The 21,362-nt window shown below is 72.4% G+C and carries 16 protein-coding genes and 2 pseudogenes; 6 read left to right on the top strand and 12 right to left on the bottom strand.

The features are described 5' to 3' along the window. Positions 1-37 precede the first annotated feature (37 nt). Positions 38-820, top strand: coding sequence for a trehalose-phosphatase (otsB, locus tag ACWEOZ_RS07435; RefSeq protein ID WP_451909879.1), 783 nt, complete (start codon positions 38-40; stop codon positions 818-820). Here the strand turns inward: otsB and ACWEOZ_RS07430 are convergent. Next, positions 764-1,735 (bottom strand): LysR family transcriptional regulator, encoded by a 972-nt coding sequence (locus tag ACWEOZ_RS07430; RefSeq protein ID WP_451909878.1) that lies wholly within the window; start codon positions 1,733-1,735, stop codon positions 764-766. The two genes, otsB and ACWEOZ_RS07430, sit on opposite strands and share 57 nt — an antisense overlap. 69 nt (positions 1,736-1,804) lie before the next feature. On the opposite strand from ACWEOZ_RS07430, the pseudogene ACWEOZ_RS07425 reads away from it, so the two are divergent. Beyond that, positions 1,805-2,605, top strand: a pseudogene (locus tag ACWEOZ_RS07425) (EamA family transporter); the annotation flags it as partial. A 16-nt stretch (positions 2,606-2,621) separates the two neighbouring features. Here ACWEOZ_RS07425 and ACWEOZ_RS07420 read toward each other — a convergent pair. Genes ACWEOZ_RS07420 through ACWEOZ_RS07405 form a run of 4 tightly spaced genes read right to left on the bottom strand, consistent with a single transcriptional unit; the run spans position 2,622 to position 7,313 of the window. Beyond that, positions 2,622-3,392, bottom strand: coding sequence for an isoprenyl transferase (locus tag ACWEOZ_RS07420; protein ID WP_360545320.1), 771 nt, complete (start codon positions 3,390-3,392; stop codon positions 2,622-2,624). Between the two features lie 31 nt (positions 3,393-3,423). Further along, a complete protein-coding gene (locus tag ACWEOZ_RS07415; RefSeq protein ID WP_451909877.1) occupies positions 3,424-4,551 on the bottom strand; it encodes an NAD(P)/FAD-dependent oxidoreductase in 1,128 nt (375 codons plus the stop codon). 37 nt (positions 4,552-4,588) lie between these two features. Then, the gene (locus ACWEOZ_RS07410; protein ID WP_451909876.1) at positions 4,589-5,452 is read right to left on the bottom strand and encodes a hypothetical protein; all 864 of its coding nucleotides are present in this window, start codon (positions 5,450-5,452) and stop codon (positions 4,589-4,591) included. Positions 5,453-5,507: 55 nt separating this feature from the next. Beyond that, the gene (locus ACWEOZ_RS07405) at positions 5,508-7,313 is read right to left on the bottom strand and encodes a phosphoenolpyruvate carboxykinase (GTP) (protein WP_451909875.1); all 1,806 of its coding nucleotides are present in this window, start codon (positions 7,311-7,313) and stop codon (positions 5,508-5,510) included. 308 nt (positions 7,314-7,621) lie between these two features. Between ACWEOZ_RS07405 and ACWEOZ_RS07400 the strand changes: the two genes are divergently transcribed. From ACWEOZ_RS07400 to ACWEOZ_RS07390, 3 genes are all read left to right on the top strand, one after another. Next, the gene (locus tag ACWEOZ_RS07400; RefSeq protein WP_451909874.1) at positions 7,622-8,416 is read left to right on the top strand and encodes a sigma-70 family RNA polymerase sigma factor; all 795 of its coding nucleotides are present in this window, start codon (positions 7,622-7,624) and stop codon (positions 8,414-8,416) included. A gap of 23 nt (positions 8,417-8,439) precedes the next feature. Continuing rightward, a complete protein-coding gene (locus ACWEOZ_RS07395; RefSeq protein ID WP_451909873.1) occupies positions 8,440-9,000 on the top strand; it encodes a GtrA family protein in 561 nt (186 codons plus the stop codon). Positions 9,001-9,062: 62 nt separating this feature from the next. Further along, on the top strand, positions 9,063-9,626 hold the full coding sequence (locus ACWEOZ_RS07390; RefSeq protein ID WP_360827355.1) for a GtrA family protein: 564 nt from the start codon (positions 9,063-9,065) through the stop codon (positions 9,624-9,626). 3 nt (positions 9,627-9,629) lie between these two features. Here the strand turns inward: ACWEOZ_RS07390 and ACWEOZ_RS07385 are convergent, their stop codons facing one another. The 3 genes from ACWEOZ_RS07385 to ACWEOZ_RS07375 are packed head-to-tail and all read right to left on the bottom strand — an operon-like array spanning position 9,630 to position 13,304. Next, complete coding sequence (locus ACWEOZ_RS07385) at positions 9,630-10,181, bottom strand: PH domain-containing protein (RefSeq protein WP_451909872.1); 552 nt, start codon at positions 10,179-10,181, stop codon at positions 9,630-9,632. Positions 10,182-10,185: 4 nt separating this feature from the next. After that, positions 10,186-11,049 carry a biotin--[acetyl-CoA-carboxylase] ligase gene (locus ACWEOZ_RS07380; RefSeq protein ID WP_451909871.1) on the bottom strand — a complete coding sequence of 288 codons (864 nt, stop codon included), beginning with the start codon at positions 11,047-11,049 and terminating at the stop codon, positions 10,186-10,188. 23 nt (positions 11,050-11,072) lie between these two features. Further along, the gene (locus tag ACWEOZ_RS07375) at positions 11,073-13,304 is read right to left on the bottom strand and encodes a hypothetical protein (RefSeq protein ID WP_451909870.1); all 2,232 of its coding nucleotides are present in this window, start codon (positions 13,302-13,304) and stop codon (positions 11,073-11,075) included. A gap of 177 nt (positions 13,305-13,481) precedes the next feature. Here ACWEOZ_RS07375 and ACWEOZ_RS07370 point away from each other — a divergent pair, with 177 nt between their 5' ends. Continuing rightward, on the top strand, positions 13,482-15,053 hold the full coding sequence (locus tag ACWEOZ_RS07370; RefSeq protein ID WP_451909960.1) for an acyl-CoA carboxylase subunit beta: 1,572 nt from the start codon (positions 13,482-13,484) through the stop codon (positions 15,051-15,053). On the opposite strand, the gene ACWEOZ_RS07365 is transcribed toward ACWEOZ_RS07370, so the two are convergent. The 4 genes and pseudogenes from ACWEOZ_RS07365 to ACWEOZ_RS07350 all read right to left on the bottom strand — a co-directional run. After that, positions 15,054-15,713, bottom strand: coding sequence for a M50 family metallopeptidase (locus ACWEOZ_RS07365; protein ID WP_451909869.1), 660 nt, complete (start codon positions 15,711-15,713; stop codon positions 15,054-15,056). A 78-nt stretch (positions 15,714-15,791) separates the two neighbouring features. Continuing rightward, on the bottom strand, positions 15,792-16,532 hold the full coding sequence (locus ACWEOZ_RS07360) for a M50 family metallopeptidase (protein WP_451909868.1): 741 nt from the start codon (positions 16,530-16,532) through the stop codon (positions 15,792-15,794). Between the two features lie 30 nt (positions 16,533-16,562). Continuing rightward, the gene (locus tag ACWEOZ_RS07355) at positions 16,563-16,775 is read right to left on the bottom strand and encodes a hypothetical protein (RefSeq protein ID WP_451909867.1); all 213 of its coding nucleotides are present in this window, start codon (positions 16,773-16,775) and stop codon (positions 16,563-16,565) included. Positions 16,776-20,050: 3,275 nt separating this feature from the next. Then, positions 20,051-21,343: pseudogene (locus ACWEOZ_RS07350) on the bottom strand (protein kinase domain-containing protein); the annotation flags it as partial. Positions 21,344-21,362: the final 19 nt, after the last annotated feature.

Raw genomic sequence — 21,362 nt, 5'->3', positions numbered from 1 at the left:
TGGGTCCGAACCGCAGCGGGGGCGCCCCACGCACCCGTTGAGCGCCGCCGAGGCCTGGCAGTTCACCGCCTCGCGGGCCGGGGACACGACTCTTTTCTTCGACTTCGACGGTGTGCTGTCACCCGTCACCGACGATCCCGACGCCTCCCAGCCGGTGCCGTCGGTGCTGGGCGTGCTCGAGGAGCTGGCCGGCGCGGTGGCCCGGGTGGCGATCGTCTCGGCCCGTCCGGTCAGCTTCCTGCGCTCGCGTTTCGAGTCGCTGGCCCACGTCGACCTCTACGGGCTCTACGGCCTCGAGGTGTGGCACGACGGCGCGGTTGTCACCGAGCCGGCCGCGCTGCCCTGGGTCCCGGCGATGGCCGAGCTGGCCGAGCGGGCCAAGGCCGAGCTGCCCGAGCCCATCCTGGTGGAATACAAGCGCCTGTCGGTGGCCCTGCACTACCGCACCGCGCCGCAGCTGGCCCAGACGGTCGAGCGCTGGGGGCACGAGCAGGCCGAGCGGCTGGGCCTGCGGATCCAGGGCGGCCGGATGGTCGTCGAGCTGAAGCCGCCGGTCGACCAGGACAAGGGCATGGTGATCGGCGAGGGCGTGCTGGACGCCCGCTGTGCCTGGTATTTCGGCGACGACATGTCCGACATCAAGGCGTTCGACGCGCTGCGCGCCCGCGAGGCGGTCGACCCGGACTTCTTCGGCATGTGCGTGGCGGTGGCCAACCCGGAGACCGGCGCGGAGGTGTCCAGCGCGGCCGACCTGACCCTGGAGTCACCCGAGGCCGTCGCCGGCTTCCTGGCCGACGCCCTGCACGCCTTCCGGCGCTGAGCCGGTCGCCCCGCCGCCCGGCACCTCGCCCTGAGACGTCGCACCGGCTGACGTCAGCGCTGACCAGCCGTAGGCGGTGCGGGCCAGCGCCAGCACCTCCCCGAGCTGGGCCGGCGGGTCGTCGCGCCACCAGGCCAGCCGCACCGAGATCCCGGGTGCGTGGCGCAGCACCCGGTAGGCGACGCCCGGCCGCGGATACTGGTGCGCTGTCGCCTCGGCGGTGACCCCGACGGCCTGCCCGGCCGCGATCAATGTCAGCCATTCATCGACCGCCGGCGTCTCCCGGACCGACGGGGGCCGGGAGTCCGCCGGCCACAGTTCCAGCGTCGTCGTACCCGTACGGGTGTCCATCGCGACGGTGAAACGGGACAGGTCCTCGATCCGCAGGGACCGGCGGCGGGCCAGGGAGCTGTCCGTGGCCACGGCGGCGTAACGGGACTCGCGGCCGATCTCGGCGGTGTCGAAGCGGAGGTCGTCGAGCGGGCGGCGGATGACGGCGAGGTCGGCCGTACCGTCGCTCAGGCCCGCGGTCGGGTCGTTGACCTGCACGAAAACCAGCGGTACGCGGGGATGCGCCGTGGCCCAGGCCTTCTGCAACCGCCGGGTGTGCCGGCCCAGCGCCGCCCACGCGTAACCCACCCGCACCTCGGTGCGCGCGTCCGTGGCGATGCGCTGGAGGTGGGCGATCTCGTCGAGGATGCGCCGGGCCTGGGCGACGATCCGGGTGCCGGTCGGGGTGAGGGCGACGTGCCGGGTGGTCCGCTGCAGCACCCGGGCGCCGAGGGCCTGCTCCAGGGCGGCGACCGAGCGGGAGACCGCCGCCTGGGAGATCCCGAGGGCCGTGGCCGCGTCGGTGAACGTACCCGCGTCGACCACGGCGACCAGGGCCCGGAGCTGGCGCACCCGCACATCCATACGGTCAGCGTATAGATCCGGCGGCCCGGTCATTTCCGTTCCCGGGCGGCGCCGCGAAGCCTGGATCGCATGAGATCTTCGCGGTTGGGTGGCCTGGCCACCATGCTCGCCGGCGCCGTCGGCAACCAGGCCGGCGCCGCGGTGGGGGCCCACGCGTTCGCCGGCGCCGGGCCGGCCGGGGTCGTCGCGGTACGCCAGCTCGTGGCCGCCGTGGCCCTGCTGGCGGTGGCCCGGCCCGACCTGCGCCGCTTCACCTGGCCGCAGTGGTGGCCGACGCTGCTGCTGGCCGGCACGTTCGCGGTGATGAACCTCAGCCTCTACACGGCGATCGACCGGATCGGTCTCGGCCCGGCCGTCACGCTGGAGGTGCTGGGCCCGCTGACGGTGGCGCTGGCCGGCTCCCGGACCCGCTTCGACCTGGCCTGCGCCCTCGCGGCCGGGGCCGGCGTCTACGTCCTCGTCCGGCCCGGACCGGCCAGCGACGTCGCCGGGATCGGCTGCGCGCTGCTGGCGGCGGCCGGTTGGGCCGCGTACATCCTGCTCAATCGAGTGCTGGGGGCGCGGGTGCCGGGGATCCAGGCGACCGCGGCGGCGACCACGGTGTCCGCGCTGGGCTATCTGCCGGTGGCTGTGACGCTTGTCGCACAGGGACGTCTCGGTGTCACCGGGCTGGTCTACGCCGGGTGTGCGGGGCTGCTCAGCACACTGCCGTACGCGCTCGATCTGATCGCCCTGCGCCGGGTCCCGGCCCGCTTGTTCGGGATGTTCATGAGCGTGCACCCAGTGCTCGCCGCGCTGGCCGGGCTGGTGCTGCTCGGCCAGGCCCTGCGCCCGCACGAGTGGGCGGGCATCACGATCGTCATCGCCGTGCTGGCGGTGAGCAGCCTCAGGCGCCGTAGCGACGCTGACGGCCCGCGTACGAGCGCAGGGCCCGCAGGAAGTCCGTCCGGCGGAAGTCCGGCCAGTTCGCGTCGTGGAAGTAGAACTCCGAGTGCGCCGACTGCCACAGCAGGAATCCGGACAGCCGCTGCTCCCCGCTCGTGCGGATGACCAGGTCGGGGTCGGGCTGGCCCTTGGTGTAGAGGTGCTCGGCGATGTGCTCGACGTCGAGGATCTCGGCCAGCTCCTCCAGCGTGCGCCCGGCCGCGGACTGTTCGTAGAGCAGCGACCGCACCGCGTCGGTGATCTCCCGGCGCCCGCCGTAGCCGACCGCGAGGTTGACCTCGACGCCCTCGACGCGGTCCCGGGTGCGCTCCTGCGCGGCCTTGAGCACGGTCGCCGTCGGGGCCGGCAGCACGTCGAGCGCGCCGACGATGCGCAGCCGCCACGGGTTGCCGTCCTCGGCCAGCTCGGTGGCCAGATCCTCGATGATCTTGACGAGCGGATCCAGCTCGGCGGCGGGGCGCTGCAGGTTGTCGGTGGCCAGCAGATAGAGCGTGACGTGCTTGATCCCCGCCTGGTCGCACCAGCCGAGCAGCTCCTTGATCCGGACCGCGCCGACCCGGTGCCCGTCGTTCGGGTCGACGTAGCCCATCTCGCGGGCCCAGCGACGGTTGCCGTCGCACATCACCCCGACATGCTGCGGCACCGGCCGGCCGGCGAGCTTGCCGGCGAGCCGTCGTTCGTACAGCGAATAGACCAGGGACCGCAGACTCATCCCGGCCAGCCTATCGAGAGCGCGCCGTGGCTCAAGAGGCCACGTCACGCTTCTGCAGCATCGCGGCCCCGATGCGTCCGATCGTGCGAAGGTCGAAAACCCCGTCACCCAGGCCCAGGTCCACCATCCGGTGGAAAACCGCACCATCTCGGCGGGCGGCCCGGACCGCGGCGTCGACCACGGAGGGCCGCCGGGTCAGCAGCGCGGCGAAGCCCGAGTGCCGCAGATGCCGGCCGAGCCGCCCACCGAAGGCCGCGGCGTAGCGCGCGGCGGCCCGCTGCGGACCCGCCACGGCGGCCGCGCCGGCCAGCGCACCGGAGAGCACGGCGTAGAAGATGCCCTCGCCGGTGAACGGGTTGATCAGCGACAGCGCGTCGCCGGCCAGCAGCACCGGGCCGCGTCCCGGCGGCGGCCGGCGGGTGGACAACGGCAGGTGGTGGGCCCGCAAGCCGGTCGGCGGACCGCCGGGCAGCAGCTCAGCCAGCCGGTCCAACAGGTACGCCTTCGTGAGCGGCGTCCCCCGCAGAGTCTCGCCGTAGCCGACGTTGGCGCGGCCGTCCCCGATCGGAAACGACCACGCGTACGCGGGCCAGCGCGCACTCGTCGTCCGGATGAGCTGCTCGGTGCCGACCGCCGGGGCGTAACCGCGGATCGCGATGGCCAGGTGCCCGTCCGGGTTGACCGGGTGGCCGAGCGCACGCCGTACCACCGAACCGGCGCCGTCCGCGCCGATCACCACCCGGGCCCGGATCCGGTCGTCGAGGGTGACGCCGTCCCGGTCGAGCCGGATGCTGCGCACGGCGTGCCGGCGCAGCTCAGCGCCCTGCGCGACGGCCGCCCGCACCAGCCGCTCATCGAACACCTTGCGCGGCACCGTGTGGGCCGGCCGCGGCAGGGGCCGGGCCACCTCGCCGCCACCGGGTGCGACCAGGCGCAGTCGTTCCACCGCCGGATATCCGTCGGTCACGCCGGTGACGCCCAGCTCGGCGAGCACGTCCACGGCGTCGGCCGCGATGCCGTCTCCGCACGGTTTGTCGCGGGGGAAGTCGGCCTTGTCCAGCAGCAGCACCGACGCGCCGGCCCGGCGGGCGGCCAGCGCCGCGGCGGCCCCGGCGGGCCCGGCCCCGACGACCGCGACATCGACTTGCTCAAGCGTCATCAGCTCGGACCCGCCCGCGACGCGCCACCGTGCGTGATCATGCTGGTGCTGCCGCGGTGGCGGAGTCGGTGGCGGCGGCCGTGCGGCCGGCCCGCCACACCGCGTAGCAGGCCAGCACCGCGGCGGCGACCAGCGGCGCCCCGTCGCGGATCAGTCCGTCCGTGCCGAGCAGCAGGTAGCAGAGCGGCAGATCGATCACGAGCACGCCCACGCTGACCCAGACCATCAACTGCCGGGCCCATGCCTTGCCGCGTTGCAGGAAGAAGGTGGTGAGCAGCACCGCGTAGCTGGCGCCGATGCCGACGAAGATCCAGAAAACCACCGCCAGGATGTACTCCGGCCGGCGGCCCAGCTCGCCGACCGAGATCACGGCGGGCACCAGGATCAGCGGGCTGTAGGTGAACGCGGCGACCCGCGCGGTGATCACCCAGGCTGCTACCGGTGGGCGGCGCGGCGCGGACTCGCGCCACTCCAGGCCCTTGCGGGTGGCCACCAGCTTGGCCGGATACCGGACCAGGTGGCCGCGCACGGTCGGGTGGCGGTAGAGCAGCACGACAACGGTGAGGCAGAGCGTGGTCAGCACACCGAAACCGACGAGGCCGGCCAGCGGCGGCACGCCGTCGCGCGGCACGATCAGGCGGCCGACGGCGAAGACGGTGGTCACGGCCAGGATCAGCCCGAGCGGCCGGGAGACCGCGCGGCTGCGCCGCACGTGCCAGACCAAGATCAACCAGCCGAGGGTACGCAGCAGCGCCCAGCCGGTGCGGACCGCGAGCCCGAAACCCTGCTCGGGCGCGTACCAGAAATTGAGCAGCTCGACCCCGGCGGTCGCCGCCGCCGTCGCGACCAGCAGCCAGGTCAGCGCCCGGACCGCGGGCGGCCGGATGTCGAGGGTTGTCACGGGGCTGAAGGTACCCAGGCCGCGCCCGCCTCGAACGCGAGGCGGGCGCGGGGTGTCAGCCGGCGTTCAAGCGGGACTTCAGTACATCCAGTTCGGACCAGAGCACAGCGGGAAGCTTGTCGCCGAACTTGGCGAACCACTCCTCCACCTGCGGGATCTCGGCCAGCCACTCGTCGGTGTCGACGCGCAGCACGGCCTCCAGGTCGGCCCGGCCGATGTCCAGGCCGCTGACGTCGAGGGCGTCCGGGGTCGGCACGTGGCCGATCGGGGTCTCCACCGCCTCGCCGGTGCCGTCCAGGCGCTCGACGATCCACTTCAGGACCCGGGAATTCTCCCCGAAGCCGGGCCAGAGGAAGCCACCGTCGGCGTCGCGGCGGAACCAGTTGACGTAGAAGATCTTCGGCAGCTTCTCGGCGTCGCCGGAAGCGGCCTTGCCCATCTCGATCCAGTGGTTGAAGTAGTCACCGGCGTGGTAGCCGATGAACGGCAGCATCGCCATCGGGTCCCGGCGCACCACGCCGACCTGGCCGACCGCCGCGGCGGTGGTCTCCGACGACAGCGTCGCGCCGAAGTAGACGCCGTGCACCCAGTCGCGGGCCTCGGTGACCAGCGGGACGGTCGTCTTGCGCCGGCCGCCGAACAGGATCGCGTCGATGGGTACGCCGCGCGGGTCGTCGTACTCGGGGGCGAGGATCGGGCACTGGTTGATGGGCGTGCAGAAGCGGCTGTTCGGGTGGCTGGACGGCGTGCCGGACTCCGGTGTCCAGTCGTTGCCCTTCCAGTCGATCAGGTGCGCGGGCGGCTCGCCCATGCCCTCCCACCAGATGTCGCCGTCGTCGGTCCGGGCCACGTTGGTGAAGACCGAGTTGCCCCGGGCCAGCGTGCGCATGGCGTTCGGGTTGGTGTGCTCGTCGGTGCCGGGCGCGACCCCGAACAGGCCGTACTCGGGGTTGGTGGCCCACAGCCGGCCGTCCTCCCCGAAGCGCATCCAGGCGATGTCGTCGCCGACGGTCTCGACCTTCCAGCCCGGCAGGGTCGGCTCGAGCATGGCCAGGTTGGTCTTGCCGCAAGCCGACGGGAAGGCCCCGGCGATGTAGCGGACCTGCCCGGCGGGCGAGGTCAGCTTCATGATCAGCATGTGCTCGGCCAGCCAGCCCTCGTCGCGGGCGGCGACGCTGGCGATCCGCAGCGCGAAGCACTTCTTGCCGAGCAGCGAGTTGCCGCCGTACCCGGAGCCGAACGACCAGATCTCGCGGGTCTCCGGGAAGTGCGAGATGTACTTGGTCTCGTTGCACGGCCACGGCACGTCGGCCTCACCCTCGGCCAGCGGCTTGCCCACCGAGTGCAGGGCCGGCACGAAGTCGGCGTCGTCGCCCATCGCCTCGAGCACGGTGGCGCCCATCCGGGTCATGATCCGCATGGAGGTGACCACGTACGCGCTGTCGGTGATCTCGACGCCGAACATCGGGTTGGGCGAGTCGAGCGGTCCCATGCAGAACGGGACGACGTACATCGTGCGTCCGCGCATGCAGCCGCGGTACAGCTGCGTCATCGTCGCTTTCATCTCGGCGGGGGCGGTCCAGTTGTTGGTCGGACCGGCGTCGGCCGGGTCGGCGGAGCAGATGAACGTCCGTTCCTCGACCCGCGCGACATCCCCGGGATCGGTACGGGCCCAGAACGAGTTCGGCCGCTTGCCGGGATCGAGGCGGACGAGCGAGCCGGCATCGACGAGCGCGTCGGTGAGCCGGGCCCACTCGGCGTCCGAGCCGTCGCACCAGACGACGCGGTCCGGCGTGGTCAGGGCGGCAACCTCGTCCACCCAGGTCAGGAGCTTGGTGTGAGCAGTGGGGGGCGCTGACATGTGATTCCCTTCGGTCGGCACTGACCTGTGACGAAGCAGGCCGGAGGACCGGCCGCTGTCACGGGAGTCACATCAGCCTAAGCCGAGGGAACGTTCAGTTCATCGGCGAATCCTGTGGACAACCGCACAAACTTCGGCCACGGTGCGCGATCACGACCGATTCTTCGCCGCTTGACGCACAAGCGCGCATCCGGACGTCCGGTGGTCACTCCCGGCCCGGCAATCGCCCGCTTTCACAAAACGGACGAAACGTCCTAAGCTTGCCGCTACTCGGGCTTTCCTCCCACTCCCGGCTACAGGAGGCAGGAATGACGATCCCGGCCGGCGACGGCGACGCCGACACAGACCTGCTCGCCGCCGTCCGCGCGGGCGACACCGCCGCGTACGGCGTCCTGTACCAGCGCCACCGGGCCGCCGCCCGGGCGCTGGCGTACGGCCTCGTGCACGACCCGGCCGACGCCGACGACCTGGTCGCCGAGACGTTCGCCAAGGTGTTCGCCAGCCTGCGGGCGGGGCGGGGGCCGCTGGTGGCGTTCCGCGCGTACCTGCACACGACCCTGCGGCACGTCTGCTACCACCGGGCGCGCCGGGACCGGCGGCTGGAGTTCACCGACGACCTGACCCGCTACGACGAGGGCGAGCCGTTCCTGGACCCCGCCCTCGACCGGCTGGAACGCACCTATGCCGCGCGGGCCTTCGAGGCGCTGCCGGACCGGTGGCGCGACGTGCTGTGGCGGACGGAGGTCGAGGGAGCCAGCCCGGCCGAGGTCGCACCGCAGCTCGGCCTCACCCCGAACGCCGTCGCCGTGCTCGCCCACCGGGCCCGGGAAGGCCTGCGCCGGCTCTACCTGCAGCAGCACGTGGCCGACGCCGGTCCGCCCGAGTGCCGGTGGACCGGGGACCGGCTCGGCGGGCACGTCCGGGGCCGGATCGCCCCGCGGGTGGCCGTCCGGCTGGAGGCCCACCTGGCCTACTGCGCCGGCTGCCGGGGCCGGCGCGCCGAGATCACCGAGATCAATCAGCGGGGTCACCGTCCGTACAAGCAGCGGGACCACGCTGCGGTGGAAGGGTTAAGAGTCGCTCACGAAAACGGCGGACAGTGACGCGCGCCGGTACTCTCGGGTGCGTGCCTGCCGCTTTCCTGCCCGCGCTGCGGGCACGCTTCGGGGCACTCGTGCGCGAGCTGAGCAAGTTCGGCACGGTCGGCGGCATCGCCTTCGCGATCGACTTCGCCATCTTCAACGTGCTGCTGCACCAGGGCTTCGAGTCGCTGCAGGCCAAGACCATCTCCACCGTGCTGGCCACCACCGTGGCCTTCGCCGGCAACCGGTACTGGACCTGGCGGCACCGCGAGCACGCCAACATGGCCCGCCAGTACACCCTGTTCTTCCTGCTCAACGCGGTCGGCCTGGGCATCGGGCTGACCTGCCTGGCGATCAGCCACTACGGCCTGGGCGCGTTCTGGCCCGAGTTCCAGACCCCGCTGGCCGACAACATCTCCGGCCAGTTCGTGGGCACCGCCGTGGGCACCCTGTTCCGCTTCTGGTCGTACCGCCGCTTCGTGTTCGGCGACACCGTGGTCCCGGATCCGACGCCCGAGCCGCCGGCGGAGGTCCCCACCAGGGAGTCCGCCACCACGCCGCCGTCCGCGCCGCCGCCCGCCCCGCGCGCTGTCCCGCGAATGTGACGTCGGAGTCACCGGCACGTCCGGCTCCGTTGTCCGCGCCCTTCCCCCCGTAAGGTTGGCCAATGCCTTCAGCTCGCCCGCTGGCGGAACGCCTGCGCAATCTCGCCCCCGAGGCGCTCGCCTTCGGCGCGATCGGCGCCGCCAACACGCTGCTCTACATGGCGATCACCTGGGCTCTGCTGCCCATCGGGGCCGTCAAGGCGAGCGTCGTCGCCACGATCGTCACCACCACCCTGGCGTACGTGGCCAACAGGTACTGGACCTACCGCAAGCACACCCGCAGCGCCCTGCGCCGGGAGTACACGCTGTTCTTCGGCTTCAACCTGGTCGGCATGATCATCCAGTCCGGCGCGGTGACCATCGGCAAGTACGGCTTCGGCCTCACCGAGGAGCACGACGAGCTGCTGTTCATGGGGGTCACCCTGCTCGGCATCGCGGTCGCCACGGTCTTCCGCTTCTGGGCGTACCGGACGTTCGTCTTCCTCAAGCCGCCCGTCGACGGTCACGAGGCCGTGGTGGCCGAGCTCGACGTGGTGGCCGGCCTGGCCGAGCTCAGCGCCGAGGCCGACGGCAGCCTCGACGAGGAGCTGGCCAAGGAGATCGACGCCCAGCGGCGAGCCGTCTGAGCCTCACCGCCGCCGGTTCCGCCCCCGCACGGGCTCCGGCTGCTCGTCGTCCTCGTCGTCGCCGTGCAGCTCCCGGCCCGTCTCGATGAGCTGGTAGAGCAGCGTCTGCACCTGCTGCACGTGCGGCACCGCGACGAGCACCGCGCTCTGGTCCCCGATCGAGTCGATCCGCAACGTGCCGCTGCCCAGCATCCGGTCCAGCAGCGACTGGCTCGTCACGTGATCGTTGACCCGGTTCAGCGGCAGGTCACGGCGCTCGCGGGCGATCACGCCGTCCTGCAGCAGGATCCGCTCGTCGGTGAAGACGTAGTGGGTGCCGCGCCAGACCAGCAGCGGCCACACCCCGCGGGTCACCGCCATGAACAGGGCCACGGCACCGACCAGGCAGACCCCGATCAGGCCACCGGTGGTCGGCGGCAGCATGATCCACACCCCGAGCACGGCGGCCAGGGCCACCAGCAGGACCAGGACCGGGCGTACGGCCGCCCGCGCGTGCGGGTGCAGATGGAGGACGACCTCTTCCTCGTCGGTCAGCACCTCGTCCGGGAAAGCCACGCGCTCAGCGTACGTGCAGGACGTCCCCCGCCGAGACGCGCCGCTCGCCGTCAGCCGTACGGACCACGAGCTGGCCGTCACCGTCCACCGTGGTCGCCGTACCGGTGAACTCACTCCTGTTGGGCAGCAGCACCCGCACGTCCCGCCCGATCGTCGAACAGTCCCGCTGGTACGCCGCGAGCAGCCCGCACATCTCGGCGTCGCCGCCGGCCTCGCGCCAGCCGCCGTACCACCGGGCGACGCCGCGCAGCAGTGCCCGCAGCAGCGGATCGCGGTCGGTGGCCGTGGCCCCGGCGATGCGCAGCGAGGTGGCCGGCAATCCGGTGGTCTCGGGCAGCTCCTCGGCCCGGGTCGTCACGTTGAGACCGATTCCGACGACCACCGCGTCGCCGGAGACCTCGGCCAGGATGCCGGCCGCCTTGGACTCCCCGGCGCCGGCGTCGAGCAGCAGATCGTTCGGCCACTTCAGTGCGGCGTCGACCTCGGCCAGACGCTGCACCGTCTCCCGCAGCGCCACCCCGGCCAGCAGAGGCAACCAGCCCCAGGTGCGCTGCGGCGCCGGAGCCCACCCGCGCTCGGCGTCGGCCACCCCGGGCCGCAACAGGAAACTCAACGTCAGCCCGGCCCGCGGCGGCGACACCCACTGCCGGTCGCGCCGGCCACGCCCGGCGACCTGCCGCTCGGCCACCACGACCAGCCCCTCGGCGGCGCCGGCCTGTCCGGCGGCCGCGGCATCGGCGTTGGTGGACCCGGTCTCGGCCCGGATCTCCAGCCGCTGCCAGAACCCGCCGGGCACGATGAGCGCCCGCTGCAGGGCCCGCTCACCCAGCGGCGGCCGGTCCAGATCCGTATAGGGCGAGGAAGCCATCAACCCACCCTAGACCGCCCTGATCAGCTCGGTTCGGCTGCGTGCCGGCTGACGTAGACGGTGCTTCGCGGCTCCGGCTGGCCGGCGCCCGGACGGGGACGGGGCCGGGGGCGGGCCCGCGGCTGATCGGGCCGGGCCGGCTCGACCGGGGGCAGCGCCTGGGTCGCTTCGGAGCCGGCGCCGCGACGGCGTCGCACCATGACGGCGGGACGGCGCGACCTGCGGGTGTCGTCCTGCGCTTCCTCCGGTGACCAGGTGAGGTCCGGCATGGCGGCTTCGGGCAGGTCGGGGACGGTCCAGATGGGGCCTTCCAGGCTTTCCTCGCGGGCCGCGTAGGGGCCGCTCTGATCGGTGGTCGGGCCGCGGCGCACCGGCACGCGGTTGGCGTTGGCGGTCCGGCGGTCCTTCCGGGCTCCCGCGTGCTCGGTGCCGCCGGTCGGGGCGTCCCGCGCAGGGCTTTCGGCCAGGCGGCGGGCTGCCTGAGCGCCCCGGCTGGAGCCGGGCCGGCCGGTCTCGTCCTCGTGGACGTGGGGGTTGGGGGCGAGCATGAGCCCGTCCGCGCCGAGGAACACCCGGTCGTCGGCGGCGGGCGCCGGCTCGTCGAAGCGCCGGCGACCGGTCACTTCCGGGGCCGGAGCGACCGCGTCGTCGCCGAACCGGCCCGCCGGCAGCTTCGCATCGCTGGGGAACCGGCCCGCCGGGGAGTTCGCCGGGCCGCTTTCCGCCGCGAGATCATCGACCTCGGCCACGTCGTCGACGCTCACCGGATCGGCGCTCTCCCCCAGATCGCCGTCCCTCAGCGGGTGGGCGGCTCCCTCCGAGAAGGCCGTAATGCCTTCGGCGGTTCCGGTGGAGTGAGAAATTGCCGCCGAGTCTGCGCCGGACTCCCGCCCGTGGTCCTCGATCGGCAGGTCAGCCACCGGCCGGAGCCCCACCGGCCCGCCCCGATCGACCGCCGTCCGGAACGCCGGACCGGTCCCGCCACCCCGGTGGGACCAGGAGCGCGGCAATTCGATCCGGTCGTCCGGGCGGGCCGGCGGCCACTGCGGCACCGGCCGGGTCGGTTCCGTCTCGATCTCCACCGGTACGTCGAAGCCGGACGACGGCGGGTACGGCGGCACCTCAGGAAGCCGTTCCACCGGGGTCGGCCAGCCGTACTCGGCCTCGTAGGAGTGCACCGGCGCGGGCGTCCAGTACTCCCCGGCGACGGGCTCGTCCGGGTATTCGGGGCGGACCCAGCCCTCGACCCGGTCGCCGTACCGCCGGTCGGCGCGTTCCGCCCAGGTGGGTCCGGCAGCCTCGTCGGGGACGGGGACGAAGCCGGTCTCGTCCGCGTCCTCCAGGGACGCGTCGGCGAAGAGGCCGGAGAACGTGCCGGTGCCTTCGGTGCCCGCCACCGAGTCGAACGGGCCGGAGAGGTCGGCGTCGTAGCCACCGTCCGGCGACTGCCGGCCGAGCAGGCCGAGGCCCGGCAGGTCCAGCGCGTGGGACCGGTCGGCCGGGTCGACGACGTCGGCGGCCCGGTCGAGGTCCTGGTCGATGTCCAGCTCCGGGTCGCCGGCCCGGTCGGCCGGTTCACCCGGATCGTCAGCCCGGCCGAGCGACGCCAGCCGCAGATCGGTCGGGGAGGCATCACCGACCGGCGCCGGGGCGCCGTCCTCGTCGAGTTCTACGAGCCGGCCGAACAAGGACCGGTCCGGGCGCTCGTCATCGGCCGGCGCGGTCCCCACGCCGGACTCCTCGGCGTCGACGTCCGGCTCAGGAGTGCCCGACGTCGGCCACAAGCGCCGCGAGCCCGGACCGGTGCGCCCGGCCCTGTCCGCTTCCAGCCGGGACCGGCCCGGACGGGCGGGATCGGCGTGACCGCGGGGGGCGGGAGCAGCCGGCTCGGCGGCGGCGGGATCGGCCCGACGGCCTCCGCGCGGCGCCGGCACGACCGCATCCGGTCCGGTGCCGTCCTCCTGGGAAGCAGCCGGCGCCGTGCGGGCCTTGGTCCGGGCGGTGGATCCGGCCCGCCCGCGGCGCCGCTGACGGCTCGGAGCTTCCCCGCCCCGGCCTGCGCCTGACGACGTATCGCCAGCGCCGGACGACGTACCGTCGGCGCCCGGGGAATCCGCGCGGCGGCGGGTCTCGCCGTGCTCGGCGACGCGCTGGTCGGTACGGGCGCTGCGGAACAGGGCGGCGCGGAAGACGATGAGCGTGGTGATGCCACCGACGATCAACGCCACGCCGACGGGGGTCATCCATGTCGTCACGGGGGTTGTAACGAATGGGGCATTGAGTGCGAAACGTCCTTTCCCTCGCACCCCCGCGTACGGGCACCGCGTGGCGGGTGCCGGAGCCTGGATACGATCTCTCCGGCGTGAATGCCGCCTGGCCGGCGGGCATGCGTGGTGAGCGGAGGACGGGGCATCGTGACGGCGCAGCAGGACGTGACGCAGCAGGATGACATCCACACGACGGCCGGCAAACTCGCCGACCTCGAACGGCGCACCGACGAGGCCGTGCACGCCGGCTCGGCCCGTGCGGTGGAGAAGCAGCACGCCCGCGGCAAGAAGACCGCCCGGGAACGCATCGAGATGCTGCTCGACGAGGGTTCCTTCGTGGAGCTCGACGGTCTGGCCCGGCACCGGTCCACCGCCTTCGGCCTGGAGAAGAACCGCCCGTACGGCGACGGCGTGGTCACCGGGCACGGCACGGTCGACGGCCGCCAGGTGTGCGTGTTCTCGCAGGACTTCACCGTGTTCGGCGGCTCGCTGGGCGAGGTCTTCGGCGAGAAGATCGTCAAGGTGCTCGACCTGGCCATGAAGATCGGCTGCCCGATCATCGGCATCAACGACTCCGGCGGCGCCCGGATCCAGGAGGGCGTCGTCGCGCTCGGCCTGTACGCCGACATCTTCTTCCGCAACGTGCGGGCCAGCGGCGTCATCCCGCAGATCTCGCTGATCATGGGCCCGTGCGCGGGCGGCGCGGTCTACTCCCCCGCGATCACCGACTTCACCGTCATGGTCGACCAGACCTCGCACATGTTCATCACCGGCCCGGACGTCATCCGCACGGTGACCGGCGAGGACGTCGGCATGGAAGAGCTGGGCGGCGCCCGCACGCACAACTCCCGCAGCGGCAACGCGCACTATCTGGCCAGCGACGAGGACGACGCGATCGACTACGTGCGCGCGCTGCTGTCGTACCTGCCCAGCAACAACCTGGACGAACCGACCACCTTCGACCTGCCCGCCGCGCTGGAGGTCTCGGACGCGGACCGCGGCCTGGACCAGCTCATCCCGGACTCGGCGAACCAGCCCTACGACATCAAGCGCGTGGTCGAGACCGTCGTCGACGACTTCCTCGAGGTCCAGCCGCTCTACGCGCAGAACATCGTTATCGGCTTCGGCCGGGTCGAGGGCCGGCCGGTCGGCGTCGTGGCCAACCAGCCGATGCACTTCGCCGGCACGCTGGACATCGCGGCATCCGAGAAGGCGGCGCGCTTCGTGCGCACCTGCGACGCCTTCAACATCCCGGTGCTGACCTTCGTGGACGTGCCCGGCTTCCTGCCGGGCACCGGCCAGGAGTGGGACGGCATCATCCGGCGCGGGGCCAAGCTGATCTACGCGTACGCGGAAGCGACCGTCCCCAAGGTCACGGTGATCACCCGCAAGGCGTACGGCGGCGCGTACGACGTGATGGGCTCGAAGCACCTCGGCGCGGACATGAACTTCGCCTGGCCCACGGCGCAGATCGCGGTGATGGGGGCCCAGGGCGCGGTCAACATCCTCTACCGGGGCGAACTGGCCGCCGCGGAGGACCCGGCGGCGCTGCGCACCGAGCTGATCAAGGAGTACGAGGACACGCTGGCGAACCCGTACATCGCGGCAGAGCGCGGTTACGTGGACGCCGTCATCGCGCCGTCGGCGACCCGGGCGCAGGTGACGCTGGCGTTGCGGACGTTGCGGACCAAGCGGGAGACCCTGCCGCCGAAGAAGCACGGCAACATCCCGTTGTGATCAACGCTGCCAGTGCAGCATGGTGACCCCGCCGTAGACCAGGGCCGACATGGTCGCGAGCCAGAACACGCCCAGCCACAAGACGTCCGGCAGCAGGGTCAGGCGCTGCAGCACCGCAGCGTCCGAGGTCGCGCTGCCCTTGTGCGTCGCCCAGAACAGGTCGGTGATCTTGCGAGTGCTGCCCATCAGCAGGAACCACACCCAGCTGTAGGCGAACGCCAGCTGTGCGGGGTCCGACCAATAGCGCGCCACCCAGTACAGGACGAACCCCGTACCGATGGCCACCGTGATGGACAGCGGATTGCGCATCTTCAGCAGGATGACCGCCAGCAGAGCGACGCTGATCCACAGCAGTGACTCCGGGCGGTCGTGCCGCAGCAGCCATACGCCACCGAGACCGACCGCCGACGGGCCGAGATAACCGACGAAGGTGATGACCAGATCCGCCAACCAGGGCATCTTCGGCGGCAGTGCGGTGGCGCCGCCCCGGCCGGGCACGAAGGTGATGCCGTCGACCTTCTGCTGGAAGACCACCGCTGCGGCCGTATGGAACCCCTCGTGCGCCGTGGTGATCGTCCACTTCGTGAACTTCCAGAAAGGCACGGCGGCCACAAAGCCGACGAGGGCCGTACTCCACGCCAGTCCGAGCGACCGGTCCATGGGGCGACGCTATCGACCGACCTCCGTGACGCGCATCACGACTTGGTACTCAAAGTGTTTCCGTTCGGCTACTCCAAGTCAGGGCGTGTTGCTGACAGCGGGCAGCCACTGGCCGGCCAGCATGAAACCGCCGATCACCAGTGCGGCCACGTCCACAGCCAGGAAGACGCCCACCCAGAACAGCGCGGGGACGTGGGTGACGCCGGCGAGCTGGTCGGCGTCGGACTCCGGCATCCGGCCGCGGCTGCGGAGCTTCTGCAGCTCGAAGACCGGGCGTACGCCGCCGATCAGCAGGAACCACACTCCGACGTACGCGAAAGCGGCCTGGACCTGCGGGGTCGCGTACCAGGAAACGCCGAAGACGATCGCCCCGGTGACCAGCACGGAGACCGCGCCGAACACATTGCGGATGTTGATCAGCATGAGCAGCAGCAGGACCACCGCGACCCACAGCAGCAGGGTGATCCGGTTGCCGCCGAGCAGCCAGGCGCCGCCCAGCCCGACCAGCGACGGCGCGATGTAGCCGGCCAGCAGGGTGAACATCATGCCGGGCCCGGTCGGGCGGCCGGCCGACAGGGTGAGCCCGGACGTGTCGAACTCCAGCCGGATGCCGCGGAGTTTGCGGCCCGTCAGCAGCGCGACCAGTGCGTGGCCACCCTCGTGGGCGATGGTGATGGCATTGCGGGCGATCCGCCACAGCGGCCGGAAGGCGACCACGGCCAGCGCGGTCACCGCCGTCACCAGGACGAGCAGGCCGGGCGGGTCCGGCTGGGCACCGAGCAGGGTGTCCCAGAGGTCACTTACCGAGTCGATCGACACAGCCCGCGAGCGTAGTCGATCAGCGCCGGACTAGGCGCGGCGGCGCAGCACAGACTCCTGCTGGGGCAGGGCGCGCCGCTGCAGCAGGAGGCGGCCGGCAATCGCTCCGGCAACGATCATCGCGCCGGCCAGCACCATCATCACGACCAGCGCACTGGCGGTCGCCACGACAAGCGCGACGTCGGCGATCGCGACGAGCATCCACAGGGCGAGCGTGGGTCTGCTGCCGTGTCGTCGAATCATCTTGCACCTCCATCCGTGGTGACCGATGAATACCCATTCACCCGTCGCTCACACCCAAAGGCCTACCGATCGGCCTTGAACCCCTGGTAGATGACCTGAAGATCCTTCTGCGAAGCCGCCCAGTCCTCCGGCGACGTGTACCAGGAGATGCTGTAGGCCTGCTTGCCGGGCGTGGTGATGAAACCCCGCTTGATCGCATGCTGCGGGTTGCCGCCCACCGTGGTGTAGGTGAACTCCCAGTCGGCGGCCTTGCCGAGATAGTTGAGCCCCTCGAGCCGGATCCGCTGGTAGTTCCGGTACTTCGTCCCCCGCCGATCCGCCTCCTGCTGCTTCCAGTCGGCGACGGGGTCGTCCTTGGGCTGCTCGGAGTGGTCGATGATGAGCAGTCGGTTGTTCTTGGTGAAGTACATCTCGGTGCCGTCGGGCCGCACCGAGGCGCCGTCCGGCACCGGCACCGAATAACCGTCGCCCTTGTAGACATACCAGCCCTTCGGAACCTTGCCGGTCGACGCGGGCTTACTGGCAGGCGCCGAAGGCTTGGCACTGGGCGTGACCGGCGCGGTGGTCGTCGGCACCGGCGCAGCACCGGCCGCGGAACTGGGCGCGCTGGACGGCTTGCCGGACGCAACCGGGGCGACCCCACCCGTACGGCCGTTGTCCTGCGCCTGATCCTCCTCGTCACCGAAAGCCCTGGGCACAAGAACAACAAGCGCCAGCAGTACGGCGACCAGCACACCGATGGCGATCACGGTCTGGCGGCGGGTGAGCGTGGTGCCGAAGACGGTGATGCCCCGGCCACCGGAGGAAGGGGCACGGACGGTCATCGGCTGCCAGGCCGGGCGGGCCGGCTGACCGAAACCCGGGGCGCCGGAGACCGGCACGGCGGCCTTGGCAGCCGCGGCGGTGCGAGGCGCAGCCTTGGCAGCTGGGATGACGGCGGTCTTGGCGGGGGCCGGGATGCCGGTCGGCTTGATGACCCGGGTACGGCCGGCCTCGGCGTCGCTCCTGGCGGGGGCGGACTGCTGGGCGGGCGTCTCAACCTTCGGAGCCGTGGTCGTCGCGGCGATGGCTTCGGCCGGCTTCGTGGACTCATCGCTCGTGTCACCCGTAGGAGCCTTGGTGCCGGCTGCCGGGGTGGTGCTGGTCGGCGCTACCTTGTCGGCCGGGGGCGCCTCGCCAAGAGAAGTCTGGGCTGCTGTCGCGACGCTCGGCTTGACCGCTGCCGCCGTGCGGCCCTTGCCCTTCTTCCGGGATGCCTTCGTGCCCGAACCAGCACCCGGACGAGTAGCCCCGGCGCCTGTCCGGCCGACGGGCGTTCCGTCAGTCGGCTTCTTGCTTGTCCCGGTTTCAGCGTTGCTTACGGCGGCGCTCGTCCCGGCCTCGGGTGCCGTGCTCTCCGTCTCGGGAGCTTCGCTTCCGGCCTTGGCTGTATCGGCCTCTGCTTGCGGAGCTTCGCTGGGCGCGGTGGTTTCCGCGGTGGCGCTGTCGCTTTCCGCTCCGGTCGCCTCGGTCCCTGCCGCAGCAGCGTCGCTTCCCGCCGTGGGCGTAGTCCCTGCCGGTGCCGCATCGCTTACCGCCGTGGGCGAAGTCCCTGCCGGTGCCGCATCGCTTACCGCCGTGGGCGAAGTCCCTGCCGGTGCCGCATCGCTTACCGTCTCCGGCGCACTCGACCCGGCCTTGGCTGCGGCGCTTTCCGCTGTCGGCGCGTCGCCGGTCTTGACCAGGTCGTCGGCTGCGTCCGGCGCACTGCTTTCATCGCTTGCGCCGCTGATCCCGGGGTCGGGCGTGTCCGAGACAGCCTCGGCTTTGTCGGCAGCTGGCGCCGTTTCGATTGCGCCCGCATCGCCGGCAGACTTCGCGTCGGAGGCCGCTGTCGTGCTCGTCTCGATCGCGGGCTTCGCCTCGTCGGCGTCGGCGTCGGCCGCTGCCGTCTCGGCGGCTTCGGCAACTGCGGTCATGCCGGCGACTGCCGCTACCGTGCCGGCAGCCTTGCTGGTCTGACCCTTGCCGCTCGCGGCGTCGGCGTCGCCTGCAGTTGCCGACTCGGCCGGCTTCTGAGCCAGATCACCCGAAGCGGCGGAGGCCGTTGGTGATGCGCTTGTAGACGACTTCGCACCGTCGGAGCCGGCTGACACCTTGGTGGCAGAGTCGGGGCGCGGTCCGAACGGCATGCGCGGGCCGGACTTTTTCTTCGCCGTAGTGGGGGTAGAGGTCGCGGCATCATCCGCCGACGAGTCACTCTCCTGCGTCGCCTTGTCCGGCGTCGCGCTACCCGAGGTCACCTCATCCAGCGTGGCTCCGCCTGGCGTCGCGCCGTCCTGCGTCGCGTCATCGCCTGGGGTCGCACCATCCCGCGTGGCCTCGCCCGGCGTCGCAGCGTCACCCGTCGCACTACCCGGGGTCGGGGCGTCGGGCGTGGCAGTGCCCGAGGTCCCGGCGCCGCGCATCGCGGCGCCCGAGGCCGTGGCGGTGCCCGAGCTCGCGGCGTCACGCGTCGCGGCGCCTGAGGCCGCGGCGTCGACCGTGGCGGCGTCTGGGGCCGCGACGTCGACCGTGGCAGCGCCCGAGCTCGCGGCGTCATGCGTCGCAGTGCCCGAGGCCGCGGCGTCGACCGGGGCGGCGCCCAAGGTGGCAGCGTCGCGCGTCGCAGGGCCTGAGGCCGCGGCGTCGCGCGTCGCAGTGCTCCGGGTCGCGGCGTCGACCGTGGGAGCGCCCGAGACTGCGGCGTCGCGCGTCGCAGCGCCCGAGACTGCGGCGTCGCGCGTCGCAGCGCCCGAGGCGTCGCGCGTCGCAGTGCCCGAGGTCGCGGCGTCGACCGCGGCGTCGACCGTGGCGGCGCCCGAGGTGGCGGCGTCGCGCGTCGCGGTGCCTGGGGTCTTGGTGTCGGGGCGTTCGGCGGTTGGGGCGGTGGCACCTGGTGAGGGCGGGGTTGCAGGCGGTGGGGTCGGCTTCTCCGCTGGGCGGGGGGCTGTGGGCCTGGCCGATGCCGTCACTCGGGCGGTGGCTGTTGTGCGGGGTGGCGGGGTGGTGGCCGGTGGCGTGGTGGACCGAGGGTCGGCCACGGCGGAGCCGGTGGCGGCTGCTCGCGGGGTTACCGGGGGTGACTTCGGGGGCTGGGTGGTCGGCCTGCGGGACTCCGGCGCGGTGGGTGGCTGGGTGGCAGGCGGCTGGGTGGTGGCTTGGCCCGGTGGGGTTGCGGCGCGCTTGCGGTGGGCGGCCACCTCGTCGGCCGTGATCGACCCGAAAGCGGAGCCCGACCCGCGCATCGTCGCGTCCAGGGCTGGACGGCGCGGAGCCGCGGCGTCCGCTCCTGGGGGCGGGGACGATGGTGTGCCCGTACCGAATCGGTTTTCGATCTTGGTGGCATCCAACTCGGGCGGCTTCGGGGCGTCGACCCGCGTCGGGGTTTCCGCCGGTGGGCGGCCCACCGAGGCCTTGCCGGGCGCGAAGATCGGCCCGCGGCCGCCCGTGGCGGGGCCCGCCGGCGGCCGACCCGGATTGACGGGAGGTCCTGGCGGGGCGTCCTGGGCGCGGGCCGGGATGATCGGCGGCCGAGCCGGGCTGACCGGCGGGCGGGCCGGAGTGATCGGCGGCCGCGCGGGAGTGACCGGCGGGCGCGGGCCGGGGACGACCGGCGCAGAGGCCGACACCCCAGGCACGACCGGGGGCGTCAGGCCCGCGGACGGGCGTTCGCGGCCGACGCCGGGGCGGCGCATCGTCGGGCTCATCGGGAAGCTCAGCTTCGACCGGCGGCCGGTCGCCCGCAGCAGCAACCGCTCCGCTTCCTCGGCGTTGATGCGGTGGGCCGGATCCTTGCGCAGCAGGCCGTTGAGCACCGGCTTGAGCGGTCCGGCGTTGCGGGCCGGCGGTGGATTCTCGGTGGCCAGCGCGGCCAGGGTGGCGATCGCGGACGGCCGCGCGAACGGCGACGCACCCTCGACGGCCGCGTAGAGCGTTGCGCCCAGTGACCACAGGTCGGCGCCGGGGCCCGCGGTGCCGTCGCGGGCGCGCTCCGGGGCGATGTAGGCCGGTGAGCCCAGCACCAGGCCGGTGCGGGTCACGTTCGGGTCGCCGGGGACCGTGGCCAGACCGAAGTCGGTGAGGACGACGCGACCGTCCTCGCTGATCAGCACGTTGCCCGGCTTCACGTCGCGGTGCACGACGCCGGCGCGGTGCGCGGCGCGCAGGGCGTTGAGCACGCCCAGGCCGATCTCCGCGGCGCGGACCGGCGCGAAGGGCCCGTCCGCGGCGAGAATGTCCTGCAAGGACCGCGACGGGACGTACTCCATGACGATCCACGGATCGGCATCGGTGCGCAGCACGTCGAAGACGCGGACCACGTTGATGTTGTTGAGCCGGGCGATGGCGCGCGCTTCCCGCAGCGAACGCTCGCGCATCTCCTGCCGTTCCTCGGGAGTCAGCCCCGGTGGCGGCACGAGCTCCTTGATGGCGACCTCGCGGTGCAGGACGACGTCGGTCGCCCGCCAGACACGACCCATCCCGCCCTGACCGAGCGGCGCAACGAGCCGGTAACGGTCAGCGACAATGAGCGGAGGGGAAGTAGACATCACGCAGAAAATACCCGGT

It is taken from the genome of Actinoplanes sp. NPDC004185 (genome assembly GCF_053603475.1).
Note: the sequence above shows the minus strand (reverse complement) of the source record. Positions and strands in the feature narration are given on the sequence as shown.